Source organism: Streptomyces roseicoloratus (assembly GCF_004117935.1).
Classification (GTDB): domain Bacteria; phylum Actinomycetota; class Actinomycetes; order Streptomycetales; family Streptomycetaceae; genus Streptomyces; species Streptomyces roseicoloratus.
Genome location: NZ_SDOY01000139.1, coordinates 55596 through 75980, shown reverse-complemented (window position 1 = coordinate 75980; position 20385 = coordinate 55596). Strand labels below are relative to the sequence as shown.

Sequence of the window (20385 nt, the reverse complement as noted above, 5' to 3'; positions counted from 1 at the left end):
GGTCGTCACCGGGGGACCCGCCCGGCCCGTCGCCCGCGGTCCGCGCGGCGCCGCCGGCGTCCCCGCCGGGGCCGGTGCCGCCCGGCCCGGGCGTTTCGGGAGCAGCGTCGGGACCAGGGGAGGGACGCGTCCGGTCAGGGCGGCCAGGAGGCCGATCAGGGCCACCGCCACGCCCGCGTGGGTGCCCGCGTCCAGGGCCACCAGGAGGGTGGCCGCCACGAGGGGCGTGAGGAGGGTGTCCGCGCCGAGGACCAGGACGGCGGCGAACCACAGGAGGCCGCGGACCGGGTCGAAGGCGTCGGGGTCGAAGGCGCGGACGCCCATGCCGAGGAGGCCGCCGCCCAGCGCGGCCAGGGCCGAGCCCAGGGTGAAGGCGAGGAGCTTGAGGCCCGCCACCGGGACGCCCGCCGCCTCCGCGCCCGGCTCGTGGTCGCGCAGGGCAGCGAGCGCGCCGCCCGTGCGGCCCCGGCGCAGGGCAGCGACCAGGAGCAGGCAGCCGGCCAGGAGCCCCAGTTCCAGGACGTAGTACGCGCGGTCGTGACCGAAGCCCGCCGGGCGGTCGAGCGCCACGCCCGCCGTCGCGTACGGCTGCGCGAACACGAAACGGCTCACGGCGACCCCGACCGCCAGGGTCGCCAGCGCCAGCGCGAGGCTGTGGCGGCGGATGGCGGGCCATCCGGTCAGCAGCCCCAGCGGTGCCACGCACAGCACGGCCACGCCGAGCGCCACCAGTTCCGGCAGGCCGGCCGCCGCCAGCAGACCCGTGAACAGCGCGCCGAGCCCCGCGTACGCCGCCTGGCCCAGCGCGATCTGCCCGCCCCGGCCGGCGACCACCACCAGCGACAGCAGGATCACCGCGAGCGCCGGGACCTGCACCGCCGTCGTCAGGTCCTCGCCCGCGAAGCCCAGCGGCAGCGCGAACAGCACCGCGGCCACCAGCCACACGCCCGGCGGCACCCGCGGCGCCGCCCGCGGCGGCGGCAGCGCGTCCGTGTCGCCCACCCCGGGCAGCACCAGCGCCGCCACGAGCAGCGCCACCACGAACAGGTTCGCCCCCACCGCCTGGAGCAGTTCGCCCGGCCAGCCCCCGGGATGCAGCCGGGTCAGCTGGGCCTGCGCCACGCCGAGCGCGAGCGCGGTCACCACCGCCACCGGCAGGCTCCGCATCCGCGCCACCACCGCGACCGCGATCACCTCGACCACGAGCAGCGGCATCCCGTACGGGTCGAGCCGTACGTACGGCGCCAGCAGCACGCCCGTGAGGCCCGCGGTGAACGATCCGAACGCCCAGCCCGCCGCCGACACCCGGTCCGCCGGGATGCCGGACAGGACCGCGAGCGGCCGGTTGTCGACGACCGCCCGCAGCTCCCGGCCGAACCGGGTCCACCGGCTCACCGCGCCCACCAGGCAGGCCAGCGCCACCGCCGCCGCGAGCTGCGCCCACGGGTCGTCGCCGAGCAGCACGGGCGCGTCGTCCCGCGCACCGCCGCCCCAGACCAGCGCCGCCGCGCCGACGAGCAGCACGAACACGCCGATCGACGCCACCAGCGTCTGCGCCGGGCCCGCGCCCGCCAGGGCCAGCGGACGGAACACCGCCCGGTCCAGGACCAGGCCGATGCCCGGCGCGACCACGAGCAGCGTCACCAGCGCGGCCGACGGCAGCGGCCAGCCCCACTCCACCACCAGCCCGCGCAGCACGTACGCGCAGACCATGGCGATGGCGCCGTGCGCCAGGTTGAGGACGCCGGTCGCCCGGTAGGTGACGATCAGGCCGATGCCGGTGAGCGCCGCCGCGCTGCCGACGGCGAGGCCGGCGAGCGTGAGGTCGTACGTCAGCGAGGCCACGGCTCACACACCGGGCAGGGAGCGAGCCCGGCGTCCCCCGCCGGCTCCGCCTCGGGCCGACCCGCCACCAGCGGGCAGTCCGGCCGGTGCGCCAGGGTCCCGCCCGGCACCCGCACCGGCGGATCCTCCGAGGACGGGGCGCCGGAGGACCCCTCGCCCGGCTGCCGTCCCGCCGTCTCCGTCTCCGCCCCCGCCTCCGGTCCCTCGCCCCCGTACGGACGGCCCCCGCCGCCCAGCAGCGTCCCGGCGACCAGCACCGCCCCCGCCACGATCAGCGCCGCGCCCGGCACCGTGCACGAGGCCAGGTACGGCAGCTGGCGCTCCGCGAAGCGCTCGCCGGAGATCCCGTACCAGCCGACGGCGCACAGCACCGCCCCGCCCGCGGCCGCCACGAGCCCGGCCCACAGCAGGAGCCGGTGCGCCGGCGTCCGGGGGACGGGCGGCGGTGCCGGGGGCCGTGCCGGCGGCGGTGCCGAGGGTCCTGCCGACGGCGTCGAGGAGGGAATCTGCGGCACGGGACCTTCCTTCGCTTCCACCCTTTATGTTCTCTTTAATTCCCTTTCTTGCGCTATGTTCGCGATCGGCAGACCCTGGAATCGGCAGGCCGTCCGGTCTGTCCTCGCGCCCGGCACCTTGCGGTGGTGAGCCAGATGGTTCTCAAGCGACGCGCGACGGCTTTCGCCGCCGCGGCGGTCCTCGCCCTCACGCCGGTCGTCGCCGGCTGCTCGGACGACGGCGGCTCCGGCTCCGACCAGGGCACGCCCACCGTGCCCCCGGTGCCCTCCGCGCCCACGGGCAGCGACCGGCCCGCCGACCCGGCAGCGGCCGAGGCGGAGGTCACCAGGAACTGGACCGCCTTCTTCGACCCGAAGACCCCGGCCGCCGAACGGGTCAAGCTCCTGGAGAACGGCGAGTCCATGGCACCGGTCCTCGGCGCCTTCGCGGGCGACAAGAACGCCCAGCAGACCTCCGTGAAGGTCAAGGAGGTCACCTTCACCTCGCCGACCGGCGCCGACGTCACCTACGACCTGCTCGTCGCCGGCAACACCGCCCTGCCCGACGCCAAGGGCACCTCCGTCCTCCAGAACGACACCTGGAAGGTGTCCGTCAAGACCCTCTGCGGCCTCGTCCAGGTCAGTGGTGCGACCGTCCCGGGCTGCTGAGACGGCACTGGCGCTGCTCCTCGCCGTCCTGGCCGCCCTCACCGCGGCCTGCGGGAGCCGGCTCCCGGAGCGCGCCTTCGAGACGCGGCCCACCGTCAACCCCTCCGGCGGTGAGCCGCTTCGCGTCGGCATCATCGCCAGCGCCACCAGCCCCGTCGGCGGAGGCGCCTTCACCGGCCCGCGTGACGGCGCCCTCGCCTACTTCGCGGCCCTCAACGCCCGCGGCGGCCTCGACGGCCGCCGGATCGAGGCCGTCACCTGCGACGACGGCGGCAGCGGCATCGGCAACAACACCTGCGTGCACCGGCTGGTCGAGGAGCGCAAGGTCTTCGCCCTGGTCGCCACCACCGCCCTCGACTACGCGGGCGCCCCGCGGGTCTCCCGGGCCGGCGTCCCCGACATCGGCGGCCAGCCGCTGACCCCGGCCTACGAGACGTACCCGCACCTCTACGGGATCTACGGCAGCTCCGCCCCGCGCACCGGGAGGGCGCCCGGCTGGAACGGGGTCCTGTACGGCGGCACCGAGGTCTACCGCTGGTTCAGGACCCACCTCGGCGCCCGTACCGCCGCCGTCGTCTCCTACAACCAGGCCGCCTCCGCCGCGTACGCCCGGCTGATCTCCCAGGGCCTGCGGGCCGAGGGCTACCGGGTCGTCGACGAGCAGGTCGACTTCGTCCTGCCCAACTTCCGCGCCGTGGCCGCCGATCTGCGGGCGCAGAAGGCCGACGTCGTCTTCGACGCGATGGACACCCACGGCAACGCCCGGCTGTGCGAGGCGATGGAGGCCTCGGGCGTACGCGTCGCCGCCAAGGTGACCAACGTGCAGAACTGGTCCTCCTCGGTGCCGCGCGACTACGCGAAGGCGCCCGGCTGCCGGGACTCCCTCTACGTGACCGGATCCAGCCGCAACCACGACGACACCAGCCATCCGGCCGTACGGGAGTTCCGCGCGGCGATGGGCGACCGGCCGCTCTCCCAGTGGCAGTTGGAGGGCTGGGCGGCGGCCATGTGGTTCACGGACGCCGCCCGGTCCTGCCTCGCCGAGCCGGGCGGACTCACCCGCGCCTGCGTCGAGAGGTACGTCGACCGGGCGGAGCCGTACACCGCGCGGGGCCTGTTGCTGCCGGTCCGCTTCGAGCACCTCGCCGAGCCGCCGAAGACCCGTCACACCTGTCTGTCCGTGGCCCGTTGGCGCGACGGCCAGGGCTGGGTCGCCCAGGGCGACATGAACAAGAACTGTGCCACCGTTCCCCAGTTGGGATACCGGCCGTGAGCGGGGGCGCGCCGGGGCAGTACAGTCGCCCACGACCACGCACCTGACCGGGGGGAACCGGCTCCTTCATGCGCATCTCGTTCCTGCTCCACAACGGCTACCACATCGGCGGGACGATCCGGGCGACCTTCACGCTCGCCGCCGAGCTGGCGGCACGTCACGAGGTCGAGATCGTCTCGGTGTTCCGGCACCGCGACGAGCCGATCCTCGGCGTGCCCACCGGTGTGACGCTGCGGCACCTCGTGGACCTGCGGAAGAAGAGCCCGGGCTACGACGGCGAGCACCCCGACTTCCACCGGCCCGCCCGGGTCTTCCCGCGCGGCGACGGCCGCTGGAAGCAGTACAGCGCGCTGACCGACGCCCGGATCGGCGCGCACCTGGCCTCCGTCGAGGCGGACGTGGTCGTCGCGACCCGCCCCGGGCTCAACGTCCAGCTCGTCCGGCAGGCGCCGCGCGGCCCGGTCCTCGTCGGCCAGGAGCACCTGACCCTCGACGGGCACGGCTACCGGCTGCGGCGCGACATCCGGCACGCGTACGCGCTCCTCGACGCGGTCACCACGGTCACCGAGGCCGACGCGCGCGCCTACCGGGCGCTGGGGCTGCCGGGCGTGCGCGTCGACGCCGTCCCCAACAGCGTGCCCGCGCCGGGCCTGCCGCCCGCCGACCCCGGGGCGAAGATCGTCGTGGCGGCCGGCCGGCTCACCCCGGTCAAGCGGTACGACCTGCTCATCGACGCCTTCGCGGACGTGGCGGCCGCCCGCCCGGACTGGAAGCTGCGGATCTACGGCACCGGCGACGCCTCCGACAACCTGAAGAAGACCCTGGCGGAGCAGGTCGAGCGGCTCGGCCTCGGCGAGCACGTCTTCCTCATGGGCACCGCCCACCCGATGGAGCCGGAGTGGGCCAAGGGCTCGCTGGCCGCGGTCACCTCGCGGCGCGAGTCCTTCGGCATGACCATCGTCGAGGCCATGCGCTGCGGGCTCCCGGTGGTCTCCACCGACTGCCCGCACGGCCCCGCCGAGATCATCGAGGACGGCGTGGACGGCCGGCTCGTCCCGGTCGACGACACCGCGGCGGTCGCCGCGGCGCTGCTCGCCCTGATCAACGACGACGAGGCCAGGGCCAGGGCGGCGAAGGCCGCGCTCGTGGCCTCCGAGCGCTTCGACCCGGCGCGGATCGCCGGCCGCCACGAGACCATCTGGACCGACCTGGCGTCCGCCCCCGCGACCCGCCGCCCCCGCAGCCACCCCGCCTTCCGCGCCGCCGCCCACCGCACGGTCGGCGCGGCCGTCGACGCCGTCTACTCGGCCAAGGCGGCGGCGGGCAGACTGGTACGCCGCTTCCGCTGAGCCGGGCCGGCGGCCCCGCCGAAGGCCGTACCCCCGCCCGCCGCCGCTCGGCCGACCACGGCGCTCCGATCGCGGACACGACCTGTCCGCGACCGCTGGCAGACTCGGGCGCATGTTGGAGACCTCCGCGCGCCTGCTGCGCCTGCTCTCGTTGCTCCAGGCCCACCGCGACTGGTCCGGGCCCGAACTGGCCGAACGGCTCGGCGTGACGCCGCGGACGGTGCGGCGGGACGTGGACCGGCTGCGGGAGCTGGGCTACCCGGTCAACGCGACGCCCGGCACGGGCGGCGGCTACCAGCTGGGCGCCGGGGCCGAACTGCCACCGCTGCTGCTCGACGACGAGGAGGCCGTCGCCGTCGCCGTCGGGCTCCGGGCCGCCGCGGGCCAGGGCGTCGAAGGCATCGGCGAGAGTTCCGTGCGGGCGCTCGCCAAGCTGGAGCAGGTGCTGCCCAAGCGGCTGCGCCGCCGGGTGGGCGCCCTGAACGCGTACACCGTGCCCATGCTGCGCACCCCGCGCGACCGGGTCGACCCGGCCGTCCTCACCGAGCTGGCCAACGCCTGCCGCGACGCCGAGCGGCTGCGCTTCGCGTACCGCGACCACGGCGGCGCCACCACCCGCAGGACTGTGGAGCCGCACCGGCTCGTGTGCAGCGAGCGCCGCTGGTACCTGGTCGCCTGGGACCCGGACCGGGCCGGCTGGCGCACCTTCCGGGCCGACCGGATCACCCCGACGCCGCCGCACGGGCCCCGTTTCACGCCCCGCGAACCACCCGCCGAGGACCTGGCCGCCTACGTGGCCAAGGGCGTGTCCACGGCCGCGTACGCCACCGAGGCGACGATCCGGCTGCACGTGCCGCTCGCCGAGGCCGCCGCGGCCGTGGGCGCCGCCGACGGAACGCTCACCGCCGAGGGCGAGCGGTCCTGCCTGCTGCGGACCGGGGCCCACAGCCTCGACCTGATGGTGGTGCACGTGTCGATGATCGGTTTCGAGTTCGAGGTGCTCGACCCGCCGGAGCTCGTCGACCGGGTGCGGGCGCTCAGGGACCTGCTGTCCCGGGGCCTCGACCGGTCGGCCGGCGCTCCGGCGGCGGACTCGTGATCCGCATCCGCTCGTACGCCGCGAACCCGGGGTGGTGCAGGTCGAAGGCGGGGGACTCGGAGCGGATCCGCGGCAGCGCGTCGAAGTTGTGCCGGGGCGGCGGGCAGGAGGTCGCCCACTCCAGCGAGCGGCCGAAGCCCCACGGGTCGTCCACCTCGACCTTCGGCGCGTACCGCCAGGTCCGCCACACGTTGTAGAGGAACGGCAGCGTGGACGCGCCCAGCAGGAAGGCGCCGATCGACGACACCGTGTTGAGCGCGGTGAAGCCGTCGTCGGCGAGGTAGTCCGCGTACCGCCGCGGCATCCCCTCCGCCCCCAGCCAGTGCTGCACGAGGAAGGTGAGGTGGAAGCCGGTGAACAGCGTCCAGAAGTGGATCTTGCCGAGGCGCTCGTCGAGCATCCGGCCGGTGAACTTGGGCCACCAGAAGGAGAAGCCCGCGAAGGTCGCGAAGACGACGGTGCCGAACACCGTGTAGTGGAAGTGGGCCACCACGAAGTACGAGTCGGTGACGTGGAAGTCCATCGGCGGCGACGCCAGGATCACCCCGGTGAGCCCGCCCAGCAGGAACGACACCAGGAAGCCGGTCGCCCACAGCATCGGCGTCTCGAACGACAGCGAGCCGCGCAGCATCGTCCCGGTCCAGTTGAAGAACTTCACGCCGGTCGGCACCGCGATCAGGAACGACAACATCGAGAAGAAGGGCAGCAGCACCGCCCCGGTCACGAACATGTGGTGCGCCCACACCACCACCGACAGTCCGGTGATGGTCATCGTCGCGGCGATCAGCGTCACGTAGCCGAACAGCGGCTTGCGGGAGAAGACCGGGATGATCTCGCTGACGATGCCGAAGAACGGCAGCGCGATGATGTAGACCTCGGGATGCCCGAAGAACCAGAACAGGTGCTGCCACAGCAGCGCGCCCCCGTTCTCCGGCTGGAACGCGACCGAGCCGAGCCGCCGGTCGGACTCGAGGACCAGCAGGGCCGCGGCGAGGACGGGGAAGGCGACGAGCACCAGGATCGCGGTGAAGAGCACGTTCCAGGTGAAGATCGGCATCCGGAACATGGTCATGCCGGGCGCCCGCATCCCGATGATCGTCGCCAGGAAGTTCACCGAGGTGAGGATCGTGCCGAACCCGGAGAACGCGAGCCCCATGATCCACAGGTCGACGCCGATCCCGGGCGCCCGCAGCGCGCTGTTGAGCGGGGCGTAGGCGGTCCAGCCGAAGGCGGCGGGCCCGGACGGGGTGAGGAAGGAGCCCAGGACCAGCAGGCCGCCGAAGAGGAACAGCCAGTACGAGAACATGTTGAGCCGCGGGAAGGCGACGTCGGGCGCGCCGATCTGGAGCGGCACCAGTTCGTTGGCGAAGCCGGCGAAGGTGGGCGTCGCGAACAGCAGCAGCATGATCGTGCCGTGCAGGGTGAAGGCCTGGTTGAACTCCAGGTTCGACACCAGCTGCAGCCCCGGCCGGGCCAGCTCGGCCCGCATCACCATCGCCAGCGCCCCGGCGACGAGGAAGAAGGCGAACGAGGTCACCAGGTACAGGTGGCCGATCTTCTTGTGGTCGGTCGTGGTGAGCCAGTCGACCACGATCCGGCCATGCCGCTGCCGCGGCGATTCGACGGCCACGGTCTCGGTCTCGGTACCCATCCCCGGATGATGGCCTCCACCGGGCGGCCGGTGCGGGAGGCGGACCGGCGGGTCGTCCGGTCGGCGGACCGTGTGCGGGGGATGCGGAGGAATCGTGAATTCCGCCGGGTGCGCGGGTCCGCCCGAATTCCCGGGCATGGTACGCGTGTGCGGAATTCGGGAAGCGCTTGCCGAGTACGTCGGCGTTCACCGCGAGCGGCTCGGGGACAGGGCCGTGAATTACCCGGGAAACGGCCGGAAACCGCCGTCACCGGCCGGCGCGGGTGCACCAAACATATGTCGAGAACCTGTGACACAAGCGTGACCGGCGAGGTACTAACGTGATCTGCATGACATCCGAACACGCACCCGACCACGCTTCCGAAACCTATCTGGGGCTCGACCGGGAGGAGGCGGAACGTCTCGCCGGGACCCGCGGCTGGAGCGTCGTCCGCAGCCTTCCGCCCGGCTCGATCATCACCATGGAGTACCTGGAGGGGCGCATCAACTTCGAGGTCGAGAACGGCGTCGTCACCCGCGTCTGGCACGGCTGACGTCTGGCACGGCTGACCGCGCCACGCGGCAGCCGCGTCAGCGGCACGGGCCGCCGCCCCGGCAGTGTGCTCGGCACACGGGACGCCCCGGAGGGCGCGCGGCGCAGGGAGGGCCCCGGAGGGCGCGCGGCACACGGGAGGGCCCCGGCCGATCGTCGGCCGGGGCCCTCCCATGCGTGCCTCTCCCGTGCGCGGGGCGGCTCAGCCGCCCGTCGCGGGACGGGAGTGCGGCGGACGGCGGCTGCCGGCCGGGCCGGCCGGGGCGCGCTCCGAACGCACCGCGTGATGCCCCGTGTGGTGCGTGGGGTGCGCCGCCCGCGGCGCGGCGAGCGGCTGGCCGGGACGCGCCGCGCCCCGGGACGCCGCGCTCCGGCCCGAGCCTGCGCCGACGGTCTCGCGGACCGGCTCCTCGGCGCCCGGACGCGGCGGGAACAGACGGCCCGGCAGCGGGCCTCCGCCGGCGACGGGCAGGGACGGCACCAGGCGGCGGCGGGAACGCAGCCGCTCGCGCAGCCGGTCGCGCACGCCCAGGATCCAGGCCTCCGACACCGCGAGCACCGGCTCGCACCAGGGCAGCGCGAGCAGGATCAGCAGACCGGCGGCCCAGCCGAGCAGCACGTCGCTCAGCCAGTGCGTACCCAGGTAGACGGTGGTGAGGCCGACGCCCAGCGCGACCACGGCCGACAGCGCCGAGAGATAGCGGCGGGCCCGCGGCGTGGTCGCCAGATAGGCCAGGATGCCCCAGGTCACGACCGCGTTCGCGGTGTGGCCGGAGGGGAATATATCCCCGCCCGCGAACAGCTCGGCGGAGCCGACCTGGGTCGCGTAGTGGGGGCCGAGGCGGCCGAGTCCGAGTTTGACCGCGCCGACGGTCGTGTTCAGCAGCAGCAGCGCGGCGCCGAGGCAGAGCAGCGGTCGCAGGGTGTGCTGACGCCACGAGCGCCAGCCGAGCCAGGCCGCGACCATCACGGCGGTCGGGCCGCGCTGGCCCAGGACCACGTAGTAGTCGAGGAAGGCGTGCAGCTCCTGCCACTGCTGGTAGGGCCGGAAGAGCATGATCTTCCAGTCGAGGGTCACCAGCCAGGTCGACAGGAGTACGGCGACGACGATGGCCAGATAGAACGCCAGCGTCCCGCCGAAGAGGGCGAGACGCGTACGGGTCATCCGCGGGACCTCTATCTTCGGCGGTTCCGGCTCCCGGTCCAGCCGGGCAAAGATGTCGGTACGCACCCAATCGACGTTACAGGGAGTGAGTAGCGACCTTGGTCGTTCCCGTGCCTTCGTGATGACGATGTGATGTGGAGTTGCTCTCAGCCGGGCGTTTGTTCCCGTCGGCCGTCGGAAAATCCGATGACCTTCGGCCCTATTGCCCGACGGGCGTTTCCGGAACTCTGTTTGAGGCCCGGAGAATTCCGGGAACGGCGCCGCGACGGGAATTCCGGGCGGCCCGCGGCGGGGCCGGAGTGGCGTACGCCACACCACGCGGCCCGCCGGGGTGAGAGCTGGACCACGCGCTCGGGCCTTGAACTCGCGTACGCTGACGGCTCACTCGCCCGTCGATGCCGGGCCGCCCCGGGGCCGCTCCCCGGCCGGTGCCCGCCGAGCGCGAGGGCTTCACTGGGAGGTACGCACATGGCACGGACGATCACGGCCGGAGCACGTCTCCGAACAGCCGGCGGTGGTGCCAACCGCTGGGTCGTGCTCGTCGTCCTCTGCGTCAGCCTGCTGCTGGTCGCGCTCGACGCGACCGTGCTGCACGTCGCCGTCCCCTCCCTCACCGAGGACCTCCGCCCGAGCTCCACGGCGCTGCTGTGGATCGTCGACGCCTATCCGCTGATCTGCGCCTCGCTCCTCATCCTCTTCGGCACGCTCGGTGACCGGGTCGGCCGCAGACGGGTGCTGCTGCTCGGTTACGCGCTGTTCGGCGTCGCCTCGGCGATCGCCGCGCTCGCCACCGTTCCCGAGATCCTGATCGGCGCCCGCGCCCTGCTCGGCGTCGGCGGCGCGATGATCATGCCCGCCACGCTGTCCATCCTCCGCGCGGTCTTCCCCGACCGGCGCGAGCGGGCCACCGCGATCGGCATCTGGACGGCGGTCGCCGCCGTCGGCGCCGCCACCGGACCCGTGCTCGGCGGCTTCCTGGTCGAGCACTTCTGGTGGGGCTCGGTCTTCCTGATCAACATCCCGCTGATGGCGCTGATCCTCCCCGTCGGACGCTGGCTGCTGCCCGAGTCACGGGGGAGCTCCGACGGCCCCTGGGACGTGCTCGGCGCGCTGATGGCGGCGGCCGGAGTGCTCGGTGCCGTCCTCGGCGTCAAGCGCCTCGGCGCCGGCGACCCGCCGCTCGCCCCCGGCACGCTCGGACCGCTGCTGCTCGGTGCCGCGCTGCTCGTCCTCTTCGTGCGGCGGCAGAAGCGGCGGGCGCACCCGCTGATCGACATGCGACTGTTCGCCCGGGCGCCCTTCACCACCTCGGTCGGCTGCATCGTGCTCGCCATGCTGGCCCTGGTCGGCCTGGAACTGATCGCCGTCCAGTACCTCCAGCTGGTCCTCGGCCTCAGCCCCCTGGAGACCGGCCTCCGGCTGCTCCCGCTGACCTTCGCCGCGATGGCCGCAGGCGCCACCGGCTCGTACACCCTGCGCCGCCTCGGCCCGCGCCGGATGGTCGGCTGGGGCTTCCTGCTGACCGCGTCCGCGGTGCTGCTGCTCGTCCTCATGGGGCAGCACGACCGGCCGCTGCTGCTCACCTCCGGCTTCGTGCTGCTCGGCTTCGGCCTGCAGACCACGCTCTTCTCCGCGTACGAGTCGATGCTGAGCGAGGCCCCGCCGGAGAGCGCCGGCGGTGCCGCGGCGATCGGTGAGACCTCGTACCAGCTCGGCGCGGGCATGGGCATCGCGCTGCTCGGCAGCGTGATGAACGCGGCGTACGCACCCGGCCTCGCGGGGGTGCCCGGGGTGCCGGAGGAGGCGGCCAGGTCGGCCGCGAACTCGCTCGGCGAGGCCTACCAGGTCGCCGGCCGGCTGGGCGGCGCGGCCGGCGACGCCCTGCACCACGCGGCCCGTCACTCCTTCGTGAACGGCCTGCACGTGACCCTGTTCGTGAGCGCGGGACTGCTGCTGCTCGGCGCGCTCATGGCGCTGCGGCTGCCGCGCGTCATGGAGTGCCCGGCGGAACCGGACACCGCCGTGCGCGGGCCGGCGGACCCGGACGGCGGGCCGCGAACGGGGGGCGGGATCGCGGATGCCGTACGGGTCCCCGCCACGCGGGGCCATGCCGAGCCGGCCGGCTCGGGCCTGCAGGGACACTGACGCTCCCGGCGGGCCGGAGGAACGCCCCCGGCGGGGCGCCGGTGTCAGCTCTGGTTGAAGAAGCCGTCCTGTGAACGGCCGCCGGGTTCGCCGCTGACGATCTCCGTGTCCGCCGGCGTCAGCAGGAAGACCCGGGTGGCCACCCGCTCGATCGAGCCGCGCAGACCGAAGGCGAGACCGGCGCAGAAGTCGACCACGCGCTTGGCGTCGTTCGGCTCCATCGCGGTCAGGTTCACGATCACCGGGACGCCGTCCCGGAACAGCTCGCCGATGCCCCGGGCGTCCCGGAACCCGTCGGGCGAGAGGGTCGCGATCCGACGGCCATGCTCCTGCGCCGTGTCGGACGCCACCCGCACCCGCGGGTCCGTCACCCAGGCGTCGTTGCTCTCGGCACCGTCGGCGTACTCGTCGTCGTAGTAACGCTCGTCGTTGTCCTCGACGAGTCCCAGCCAGGCACTGGCCTTGCGCACCGATCCCATGGACGCCTCCTTTCAGCGCGGTCACTCGTGGTTCCGCAATCCCTATCGTCGTCCATGATGCGGATCGCGCGCCAAGTGGATAGTCGGCGCGCAGGGGATTCGTGACGGTACTGGTGCAGAACGTGAGGGCCGAAATCTGGCGAATCGTCAGGGATGAGGCGGTTTACGGGGGCTGACAGGGGGTCGGATCGGGGCGCGCAACTTAAAATATGAAAGACGGGCCAGAAGGGTGAGGACGAGGGCGTACGGGTGAACGGTTTCCGGCCGCCCCCTCGGTACGATGCCCGACGCAGCCGCGCGGGATCCGCGCGCCGGTCCCCGGGGGAGTGTCTTTGTTCGGAATCGTCAGGCCCTGCGCGCACCGCCTCACCGAAGGCCTCAAGGTGGAGTGGATGGCCCATCTCTGCGGCCTCTGCCTGGCACTTCGCGCCGACCACGGGCAGTTCGCCCGGGTCGTCACCAACTACGACGGTCTGATCGTCTCGGTCCTGACGGAGGCTCAGGCCGGCCTGACGGAGGCCGGCCGGCGCACCGCGGGCCCCTGCCCGCTGCGCGCCATGCGCACCGCGCCCGTCGCCCGCGGCGAGGGCGCGCGGCTCGCCGCCGCCGTCTCCCTGGTCCTCGCCTCCGCGAAGATCCGCGACCACGTCGCCGACCGGGACGGGCTGCTGGCCCGCCGGCCGGTCGCCGCCGCGGCCCGCCGGGTGGCCCGCTCCTGGGACCGGGCCGGCGCCCGCACCGGCCGCGAGCTCGGCTTCGACACCGCCGTCCTGGTCGACGCGGTCGACCGCCAGACCGGTCTCGAGGCCCTGGCCGGCCCCGGCACGTCGCTGCTCGTCGTCACCGAGCCGACCGAGACGGCGACCGCGGCCGCCTTCGCGCACACCGCGGTCCTCGCCGGCCGCCCCGGCAACGCCGAACCGCTCGCCGAGGCGGGCCGCCTCTTCGGGCGCCTCGCCCACCTCCTGGACGCCGTCGAGGACCAGGCCGCCGACGACGCGACCGGCGCCTGGAACCCGCTCACCGCGACCGGCACCTCCCGCGAGGAGGCCCGCCGGCTCGCCGACGACGCGCTGCACGGCATACGCCTCGCGCTGAAGGACGCCGAGTTCACCGACGGGCACCTCGCGCATGTCCTCCTCGCGCACGAACTGCGCGCCTCCGTCGACCGCGCCTTCGGCACGACGACCTGCTCCCACGGCGCGCCGGGCGCCCCCCAGGGCGGGACGCCCGGACCGTACGGCTCGCAGCCCCACCCGTACGGCGGTGGAAACCCGTACGGGGGCGGCCAGTACGGCGGGCACCCGCAGGGCGGGCAGCATCCGTACGGCGGCGGCCCGGTGGGTCCCGGCGGGCCGGGCGGGCCGGGCGGGTACGGCGGCCATGGCGGCCATGGCGGTTCCGGTGGCTTCGGCGGCCCGGGCGGGCCCGGCGGGCTGCCGCCGCAGTTCGGTGCCGGAGGGCCGCAGCAGCCGAAGAAGCCCCGCGGCTTCCTGGCCGGCTGCGCCATGTTCACCTGGCTCTTCTGCACCTGCCGGATCTGCTGCGCCAAGGAGTACGAGGGCCCGTGGTCGCGGAAGAAGCGCGAGGGCTGCTGCCGGGACTGCAACTGCGACGGCAACTGCTGCAACGGCTGTGACTGTTGCTGCCCTTGCGACGGCTGCTGACGTGCCGTCGGGTGCATGCGTGAGGTGAACGCGGCGTGACGTCCGCCCCGGCCGCACCGGTCGGGGGGCCGCGCTGTGGAACAGTGGCTCACCATGAGTACGGATGCATCTCGGGACCGGCAGGACGGGCGGGAACGGCAGGACTGACAGCGCTGGCACGAGCAGCGGAACGCGGCGGTCGCGTCGTCGTACGGGCCGCTCTCGCTGACCGGCACCTACTGGCTGTCGGACTACCCGCAGGGGCGGATTCCGGCGGTTCCGGGGGAGTGGCGGGCGGACGGTGACGAGGTGGTCCTCGGCGCGGGCGCCGAGGACGCCGTCACGGTCGACGGCAAGCCGCTGATCGGCACCGTGCGGCTGACCGCCGACCACGGCCCGATCCACGAGTCCCGGGCCGAGTCGGCGGGACGGCGCCTCGTCGTGCTGCGCCGCGAGGGCGAGTGGGCGGTACGGGACTTCGACCCCGAGTCGGAGGCGCGCCGCGCCTTCCGGGGCATCGAGGCCACGCCGTACGACGAGAAGTGGGTGCGGCCGGGAGTGTTCCGCCCGTACCGGGAGGACCGGCACGTCCGCGTCGCGAACGCGGACGGCAGGGAGCGCGGTCTGGGGCTCTCCGGCGAGCTGGTCTTCGACCTGAACGGCGCCGAGCACGGCCTCCAGGTGGCGGTGGAGGACGACGGCACGCTGTGGGCGGTGTTCGCGGACGCCACCAGCGGCCGGGACAGCTACCGCTTCCGCTTCCTGCGGCCGGCCGCCCCGGCGGCGGACGGTTCGGTGACGGTGGACTTCAACCGGGCGCTGCTGCCGCCGTGCGCGTTCGCGGCGCACTTCATCTGCCCGTTCCCGCCGCCGGGCAACACCCTGGACACGGCGGTCGCGGCGGGGGAGCGGCGGGTGGCGGGCGCCTGACGTCGGTCCGCGCGGACGGCTGACGCCGCCCCCGTGCGGCTGCCGTGCGGACCTTCCGCGGACGCCGGCCCGCGTTCCGTCACGGAGCCGACGGGCGGTGCGGGCCCCGGGGCCCGCACCGCCCACGCGCGTAGAGCCGGGGCGGGGGCGGTCTTGTGCGTTCCGGATCGGTGGGCCAGTATCGCTCGCGGTGCATGTCAGGTACACGTCACCTGACGATGCCTCATGGGCCCGCCACCCGCGGGTTCCTCCGGTGTCTACCCGAAGGAGACCAGTGAGGACCACACGCATCCGACTGCTCGCCGTCGTCGCCGCCGCCACGGCGGCCACCGCCCTCGGCCTTCCCGGCGCCCACGCCGCCCCCACGCCCGGACCGGCGAGCGCCCAGGCGCTCGCCCGTGCCGACGCCGCCGTCCTGAAGGCGGACGTCGGCGGCACCGCCTGGTACGTCGACAAGGCCGCGGGCCGGGTCGTCGTCACCGTCGACTCCACGGTCGGCGAGGCCGGCATCGCGAAGATCCGCCGGGCGGCCGGCGCCGACGCCGCGGCGCTGCGGGTCGAGAGAACCGCCGGGGTCTTCACGCCCCTGCTCGGACCGGGCGACGCCATCTACGGCAGTGGCTACCGCTGTTCGCTCGGCTTCAACGTGGTCAAGGGCGGCACGCCCTACTTCCTGACCGCCGGCCACTGCGGAAACGTCGTGAAGACCTGGTACGCCAACTCGGCCCAGTCCACGCTGATCGGTCCCACGGTCGGATCGAGCTTCCCGGGCAACGACTACGCCCTGGTCCGCTACGACAACACCTCGCTCGGCCGCACCGGCGGCTTCACCGCCGCCGACGCCTACGTGGGCGAGTCCGTCAAGCGTTCCGGCTCGACCACCGGCACCCGCAGCGGCACCGTCACCGGTGTGAACGCCACCGTCCACTACTCCGGCGGCGGCACCGTGCGCGGCATGATCCAGACCAACGTCTGCGCCGAGCCCGGCGACTCGGGTGGTGCCCTCTACGACGGCACCAAGGCGCTCGGCATCACCTCCGGCGGCAGCGGCAACTGCTCCTCCGGCGGCACCACGTTCTACCAGCCGGTGCCCGAGGCGCTCGCCAAGTACAAGGTGAGCCTCCTCTAGCGACTCCCGCACCCAGCTGGTCGGTTGAAGGCCGTGCGACCGAAAGCCGCCCTTGCGGCCCGAATTCGCGCGGCCGGAGACTCCCCCACAGCGCAGGCCCCCCAAGGCCGCGCCTCACGGGCCCGGCACCCCACTGACGGGTCCCCGATTCCCCTCTGGAGGAACGCGAAGTGAGGATCAAGCGCACCACCCCCACGAGAAAGACCGGCACCGTCAGGATGGCCGCCGTGGCGACCGGTCTGGTCGCCGCCGCGGCGCTCGCCGTCCCCACCGCGAGCGCCGACTCCGCACCGGCCTTCGGCACCGCCCAGCTCGCCGCCGCGAGCGACGCCGTCCTCGCCGCCGACGTCGCGGGCACCGCCTGGCACACCGACGCCGCCACCGGCAAGGTGGTCGTCACCGCTGACTCGACCGTCTCGCAGGCGGAGATCGCGAAGATCAAGCGCCAGGCCGGCGTCAACGCGGGCGCCCTGCGCATCGAGCGGACCCCGGGCAGGTTCACCAAGCTGATCTCCGGCGGCGACGCCATCTACGCGAGCAGCTGGCGCTGCTCCCTCGGCTTCAACGTCCGGGACGGCGCGGGCAACTACTACTTCCTGACCGCCGGCCACTGCACCGACGGCGCGGGCACCTGGTACTCCAACTCCTCCCGGACCACGGTGCTCGGCTCCACCGCCGGATCCAGCTTCCCGAACAACGATTACGGCATCGTGCGCTACACCAACAGCACGGTGACCAAGTCCGGTTCGGTCGGCAGCGTCGACATCACCAGCGCCGCCAACGCCACCGTCGGCATGTCCGTCACCCGCCGCGGCTCCACCACCGGCACCCACAGCGGCTCGGTCACCGGCCTCAACGCCACCGTCAACTACGGCGGCGGCGACATCGTCTACGGCATGATCCGGACCAACGTCTGCGCCGAGCCCGGTGACTCCGGTGGCCCGCTCTACTCCGGCAGCCGCGCCATCGGCCTCACCTCCGGCGGCAGCGGCAACTGCTCCTCCGGCGGCACCACGTTCTTCCAGCCGGTCACGGAGGCGCTGAACGCGTACGGCGTCCACGTCTACTAGGCCGCTTCCTCGGGATCGGGCCGGATCGGCGGCCGGGCGCCGGAAGCCCGGCGAGATCCGGAGGAGACGGCCTGGACCCGTCGCCCGGTTCCGGGCACCATGAGCACAACCAAGGTCCCCCGGCCGCACACCGGCCGGGGGACGTTGTCCGTGAACCGGGGGAACACACGTGGCCGTCTTCAGGAATCGGAGACCCCTCACGGTCTCCGACGCCCAGCGCCGGGTGCGCCGCAGCCCGTTGCTCTTCACGGCACCGATCGTGCTGCTCGTCCTGCTGACGGGCGTGCTCGGCTGGGAGATCGTCCGGGCCAACATGACCGCCGAGGCGCGGGCCGAGTGGCCGTGGCGTCTCCAGCTGCTCGACATGGAGCCCCTCGGCAGTCTGCTGGCCGTCGCGGCCGGCGCGGTACTCGCCCGAGCCCAGTACGCCCGTACCGTACGGCCGTACCTGGGCTGGCGCGCCGACTGGACCACCGGAAACCTGCGCGGTGGCGTGTCCGAGTGGCAGGTGGGCCTGCTCAACGGGGGCTCGCACACGGTCGTGGTGGAGGAGTACGCGTGCCTCGTGGTCCCGCGGGGCGACACGCCCGATCCCGCCGGGCCGTGGACCGATGTCCAGGGAGCGGCGGCGGCGCTGACCGCGGCCGGGCTCACCGCCGGGGAGGACTTCCAGCTGGTCACGATGGGCAACTTCCCGCTGGTGGGCACGGGCAGCTACGAGACGACGATGCTGGGGGCGTTCTCCCCGCGCTTCGTCGACGAGGTGGAGGCCCTGTACCTCAGGGTCCGGGTGACCGACACCGTCGGAGACAGCCACGAGCGGATACTGGACGCCCTCAAGGGCGCCCGGTCCACCGCGTATCAGCGCACCGTGTCCTGACCGTCCAGCCAGTGGAGCACCTCGGGCAGCGCGTACTGGGCGGCGAAGTGCCCGGCGCCGGGCACGAGGACGGGCCGGGCCCCGGGAATGCGGCCGGCGAGCCAGCGGGTGTGGCCGACGGGGGAGAAGCCGTCGTCGAGGCCGTGCCACAGCAGCACCGGCACGGCGACGGAGGAGACGTCGAAGCCCCAGGGGCCGACGAAGGCGAGGCAGTCGTCGAGCCAGCCGTGGTGCGAGACCCGCAGTGCCTCGCGATAGCCGCGCAGCAGCACGGTGCGCACCCGCGGGTCCTCGATGACGGGCCGGTCGTACGGGGAGAGGTCGGCGCGCAGGTCGTCGACGAGCCGCTCCGGATCCCGCCGTACGGCGGCGGCGCGGGCGGCGAGCTCCCGGTCGAGCCCGGCCGGGTCGGTCCCGTCCAGGCAGTCCCGCGCCAGGCCGTACTCACGGACGTTGAACGGGGTCATGTCCGCGTGCCAGTCCAGACCGTCGGCGTCCGGCGGTGCGAGCCCCACCAGGACGGCGGCCGCCCGGACCCGGTGGGGGAGCAGGGCGGCGCAGGCCAGGGCGTGCGGGCCGCCGCCGGAGCGGCCGACGACCGCGAACCGGTCCACACCGAAGGCGTCGGCGACCGCGGCGGCGTCCCGGGCGGCGTCGGCGACGCGGCGGCCCGGGCTGCGGACGGAGTCCCCGTATCCCGGACGGTCGTAGGAGAGGAACCGGACGCCGGGGTGCCGCCCGGCCAGTCCGGGCAGCGCGGTGGCGAGGCGGCTGCCGGGAGTTCCGTGGAACAGGAGCACGGGGGTACCCGAGGGGTTCCCCCATTCCTCGGCCACCAGTAAGCGGCCGTCGTCGGTGCGCACGGGTGTTCCCATGAGGGGAGGGTATCCGGTGCGTTGCCTCGCGGAAGGGCCTCCGCGCGCCCTTCCGCGAGGTCTCTCAGGCCCGGGCCCCGGCCGGCTCCGGGGCGGGCGGCTCCGGCTCCGGACGGGCGGGCCTCAGTGAGGCCATCACCAGGGTGACGGCGGAGCCGACGACCGCCCAGGCCGACAGGACCAGCATCGAGGCGGTCATGTCGTTGCCCTTGAAGTACGCGATCGAGCGTGCCGCCCAGGTGCCGGCGCCCGGGGGCAGGGCCGGGCCGATCGCCTTCCAGAACGGCGGCAGCATCGGCAGCGGGAAGGCGCCGCCCGCGCTGGGGTTGCCGGCGACGACGATGAGGAGGATCGCCAGGCCGATGCCGACGATCCCGAAGAGGGACTGCAGGGCGAGGGTGGCCGCGCCGACCGCGAAGACCACCAGGGTGCCGAGTCCCCACAGCGCGGCGACGCTGCCGGGCAGGGCGCCCAGGATCGGGCCGATGATGACCGCGCCGCCGAGACCGCTGACAACCGAGTAGACCGCCAGCGTCCCGAGCCGGATGACCGCCCGCTCCCCGTTGGCGGGCCGGGCGCCGGCGCTGATCGCCAGGATCGCCGCGCAGATGTAGCCGCCGACGCACCAGCCGACCACCAGGTAGAAGGCGGAGAGCCCGTCGAAGTCCTCGGAGGAGGCGGGAGCGACGTCGACGGTCCGGACGGTGCGCTGGTTGGCCGCCTCCACCTGGGTGAACATCTTCTCCAGCGCGGAGGAGAGCACGGTGCCGCCGCCGGAGGCGACGAGCAGGGTGTCGGTGCGGCCCCTCGGGTCGACGATCAGCGCCCCGTCGATCTCCCTGTTCACGATCTGGTCCCGTGCCGCCTGCGCGTCCGCGACCGTGCGCGGGGCGAGCGGATCGCCGGGCAGCTTCTCCAGCCGGTCCATGAGGGCGGTGGAGACCTGCGGCGGGGCGACCACGCCGAAGGGCACGTCCGTCGGTTTCGGACTGTGCAGGGCCCCGACGTACGAGGTGATGAACAGCATCTGGAGCGCGAAGACGCCGAGGACCAGCAGGGCTGCCCGCGGGGTGACCGCGCTCTTCAGTTCGTCGACGAGACTCATGCCCCCACGCTCCGGGGCGGGTGGTGTCCCCGCAGGTGGGAAGGGGCCG

General features: G+C 73.9%; 17 protein-coding genes and 1 pseudogene. 11 read left to right on the top strand and 7 right to left on the bottom strand.

Annotated elements, in window-relative coordinates; translation table 11 throughout:
• Positions 1 to 1845: branched-chain amino acid ABC transporter permease (locus ESG85_RS21865; protein ID WP_128981833.1), on the bottom strand; the 1845-nt coding region annotated here is incomplete at its 3' end.
• Positions 1833 to 2255, bottom strand: a complete 423-nt coding sequence (locus ESG85_RS21860; protein WP_128981839.1) for a hypothetical protein — start codon at positions 2253 to 2255, stop codon at positions 1833 to 1835. The genes ESG85_RS21860 and ESG85_RS21865, both read right to left, overlap by 13 nt.
• A 240-nt stretch (positions 2256 to 2495) precedes the next feature.
• Here ESG85_RS21860 and ESG85_RS21855 point away from each other — a divergent pair, with 240 nt between their 5' ends.
• The 4 genes from ESG85_RS21855 to ESG85_RS21840 all read left to right on the top strand — a co-directional run bounded on the left by ESG85_RS21855 (position 2496) and on the right by ESG85_RS21840 (position 6729).
• Complete coding sequence (locus tag ESG85_RS21855) at positions 2496 to 3008, top strand: MTB12 C-terminal domain-containing protein (protein WP_128981837.1); 513 nt, start codon at positions 2496 to 2498, stop codon at positions 3006 to 3008.
• On the top strand, positions 2986 to 4281 hold the full coding sequence (locus ESG85_RS21850; RefSeq protein WP_128981831.1) for an ABC transporter substrate-binding protein: 1296 nt from the start codon (positions 2986 to 2988) through the stop codon (positions 4279 to 4281). The genes ESG85_RS21855 and ESG85_RS21850 overlap by 23 nt, the downstream gene beginning before the upstream one ends.
• Positions 4282 to 4349: 68 nt before the next feature.
• Positions 4350 to 5630: a glycosyltransferase gene (locus ESG85_RS21845; RefSeq protein ID WP_128981829.1), complete on the top strand. Its 1281-nt coding sequence runs from the start codon at positions 4350 to 4352 to the stop codon at positions 5628 to 5630.
• Positions 5631 to 5742: 112 nt separating this feature from the next.
• Positions 5743 to 6729 carry a helix-turn-helix transcriptional regulator gene (locus ESG85_RS21840; protein ID WP_128981827.1) on the top strand — a complete coding sequence of 329 codons (987 nt, stop codon included), beginning with the start codon at positions 5743 to 5745 and terminating at the stop codon, positions 6727 to 6729.
• Here the strand turns inward: ESG85_RS21840 and ctaD are convergent.
• Entirely contained in the window at positions 6668 to 8380 is a 1713-nt protein-coding gene (ctaD, locus tag ESG85_RS21835; protein WP_128981825.1) for an aa3-type cytochrome oxidase subunit I, read from the bottom strand. The genes ESG85_RS21840 and ctaD overlap by 62 nt on opposite strands.
• A gap of 329 nt (positions 8381 to 8709) precedes the next feature.
• Between ctaD and ESG85_RS21830 the strand changes: the two genes are divergently transcribed.
• Positions 8710 to 8913, top strand: a complete 204-nt coding sequence (locus ESG85_RS21830; protein ID WP_128981823.1) for an I78 family peptidase inhibitor — start codon at positions 8710 to 8712, stop codon at positions 8911 to 8913.
• Between the two features lie 201 nt (positions 8914 to 9114).
• On the opposite strand, the gene ESG85_RS21825 is transcribed toward ESG85_RS21830, so the two are convergent.
• Positions 9115 to 10143 carry a phosphatase PAP2 family protein gene (locus ESG85_RS21825; protein ID WP_128981821.1) on the bottom strand — a complete coding sequence of 343 codons (1029 nt, stop codon included), beginning with the start codon at positions 10141 to 10143 and terminating at the stop codon, positions 9115 to 9117.
• Between the two features lie 402 nt (positions 10144 to 10545).
• On the opposite strand from ESG85_RS21825, the gene ESG85_RS21820 reads away from it, so the two are divergent.
• Entirely contained in the window at positions 10546 to 12222 is a 1677-nt protein-coding gene (locus tag ESG85_RS21820) for an MFS transporter (protein WP_128981819.1), read from the top strand.
• A gap of 44 nt (positions 12223 to 12266) precedes the next feature.
• On the opposite strand, the gene ESG85_RS21815 is transcribed toward ESG85_RS21820, so the two are convergent.
• Complete coding sequence (locus ESG85_RS21815) at positions 12267 to 12701, bottom strand: cell division protein SepF (protein WP_128981817.1); 435 nt, start codon at positions 12699 to 12701, stop codon at positions 12267 to 12269.
• Positions 12702 to 13033: 332 nt separating this feature from the next.
• Here ESG85_RS21815 and ESG85_RS21810 point away from each other — a divergent pair, with 332 nt between their 5' ends.
• From ESG85_RS21810 to ESG85_RS21790, 5 genes and pseudogenes are all read left to right on the top strand, one after another.
• Entirely contained in the window at positions 13034 to 14368 is a 1335-nt protein-coding gene (locus ESG85_RS21810) for a DUF5685 family protein (protein ID WP_128981815.1), read from the top strand.
• A 93-nt stretch (positions 14369 to 14461) separates the two neighbouring features.
• Positions 14462 to 15277 (top strand): annotated as a pseudogene (locus tag ESG85_RS21805) (DUF1684 domain-containing protein).
• Between the two features lie 274 nt (positions 15278 to 15551).
• Positions 15552 to 16406: a S1 family peptidase gene (locus ESG85_RS21800; protein WP_128981813.1), complete on the top strand. Its 855-nt coding sequence runs from the start codon at positions 15552 to 15554 to the stop codon at positions 16404 to 16406.
• A gap of 170 nt (positions 16407 to 16576) precedes the next feature.
• Positions 16577 to 17476: a S1 family peptidase gene (locus ESG85_RS21795; RefSeq protein ID WP_128981811.1), complete on the top strand. Its 900-nt coding sequence runs from the start codon at positions 16577 to 16579 to the stop codon at positions 17474 to 17476.
• A gap of 169 nt (positions 17477 to 17645) precedes the next feature.
• Positions 17646 to 18356 (top strand): hypothetical protein, encoded by a 711-nt coding sequence (locus tag ESG85_RS21790; protein ID WP_128981809.1) that lies wholly within the window; start codon positions 17646 to 17648, stop codon positions 18354 to 18356.
• Here the strand turns inward: ESG85_RS21790 and ESG85_RS21785 are convergent.
• Together ESG85_RS21785 and ESG85_RS21780 are read right to left on the bottom strand one after the other, a co-directional pair.
• On the bottom strand, positions 18338 to 19231 hold the full coding sequence (locus ESG85_RS21785) for an alpha/beta fold hydrolase (protein ID WP_128981807.1): 894 nt from the start codon (positions 19229 to 19231) through the stop codon (positions 18338 to 18340). The two genes, ESG85_RS21790 and ESG85_RS21785, sit on opposite strands and share 19 nt — an antisense overlap.
• Before the next feature lie 64 nt (positions 19232 to 19295).
• Positions 19296 to 20336, bottom strand: a complete 1041-nt coding sequence (locus ESG85_RS21780; RefSeq protein WP_128981805.1) for an ABC-2 transporter permease — start codon at positions 20334 to 20336, stop codon at positions 19296 to 19298.
• Positions 20337 to 20385: the final 49 nt, after the last annotated feature.

What these genes read in the sequence shown, in the direction of transcription:
- ESG85_RS21840 (WP_128981827.1), top strand. Translation starts at nt 5,743, where the DNA reads ATGTTGGAGACCTCCGCGCGCCTGCTGCGCCTGCTCTCGTTGCTCCAG.
- ESG85_RS21820 (WP_128981819.1), top strand. Translation starts at nt 10,546, where the DNA reads ATGGCACGGACGATCACGGCCGGAGCACGTCTCCGAACAGCCGGCGGT.
- ESG85_RS21815 (WP_128981817.1), bottom strand. Translation starts at nt 12,701, where the DNA reads ATGGGATCGGTGCGCAAGGCCAGTGCCTGGCTGGGACTCGTCGAGGAC.
- ESG85_RS21785 (WP_128981807.1), bottom strand. Translation starts at nt 19,231, where the DNA reads ATGGGAACACCCGTGCGCACCGACGACGGCCGCTTACTGGTGGCCGAG.
- ESG85_RS21855 (WP_128981837.1), top strand. Translation starts at nt 2,496, where the DNA reads ATGGTTCTCAAGCGACGCGCGACGGCTTTCGCCGCCGCGGCGGTCCTC.
- ctaD (WP_128981825.1), bottom strand. Translation starts at nt 8,380, where the DNA reads ATGGGTACCGAGACCGAGACCGTGGCCGTCGAATCGCCGCGGCAGCGG.
- ESG85_RS21845 (WP_128981829.1), top strand. Translation starts at nt 4,350, where the DNA reads ATGCGCATCTCGTTCCTGCTCCACAACGGCTACCACATCGGCGGGACG.
- ESG85_RS21780 (WP_128981805.1), bottom strand. Translation starts at nt 20,336, where the DNA reads ATGAGTCTCGTCGACGAACTGAAGAGCGCGGTCACCCCGCGGGCAGCC.
- ESG85_RS21830 (WP_128981823.1), top strand. Translation starts at nt 8,710, where the DNA reads ATGACATCCGAACACGCACCCGACCACGCTTCCGAAACCTATCTGGGG.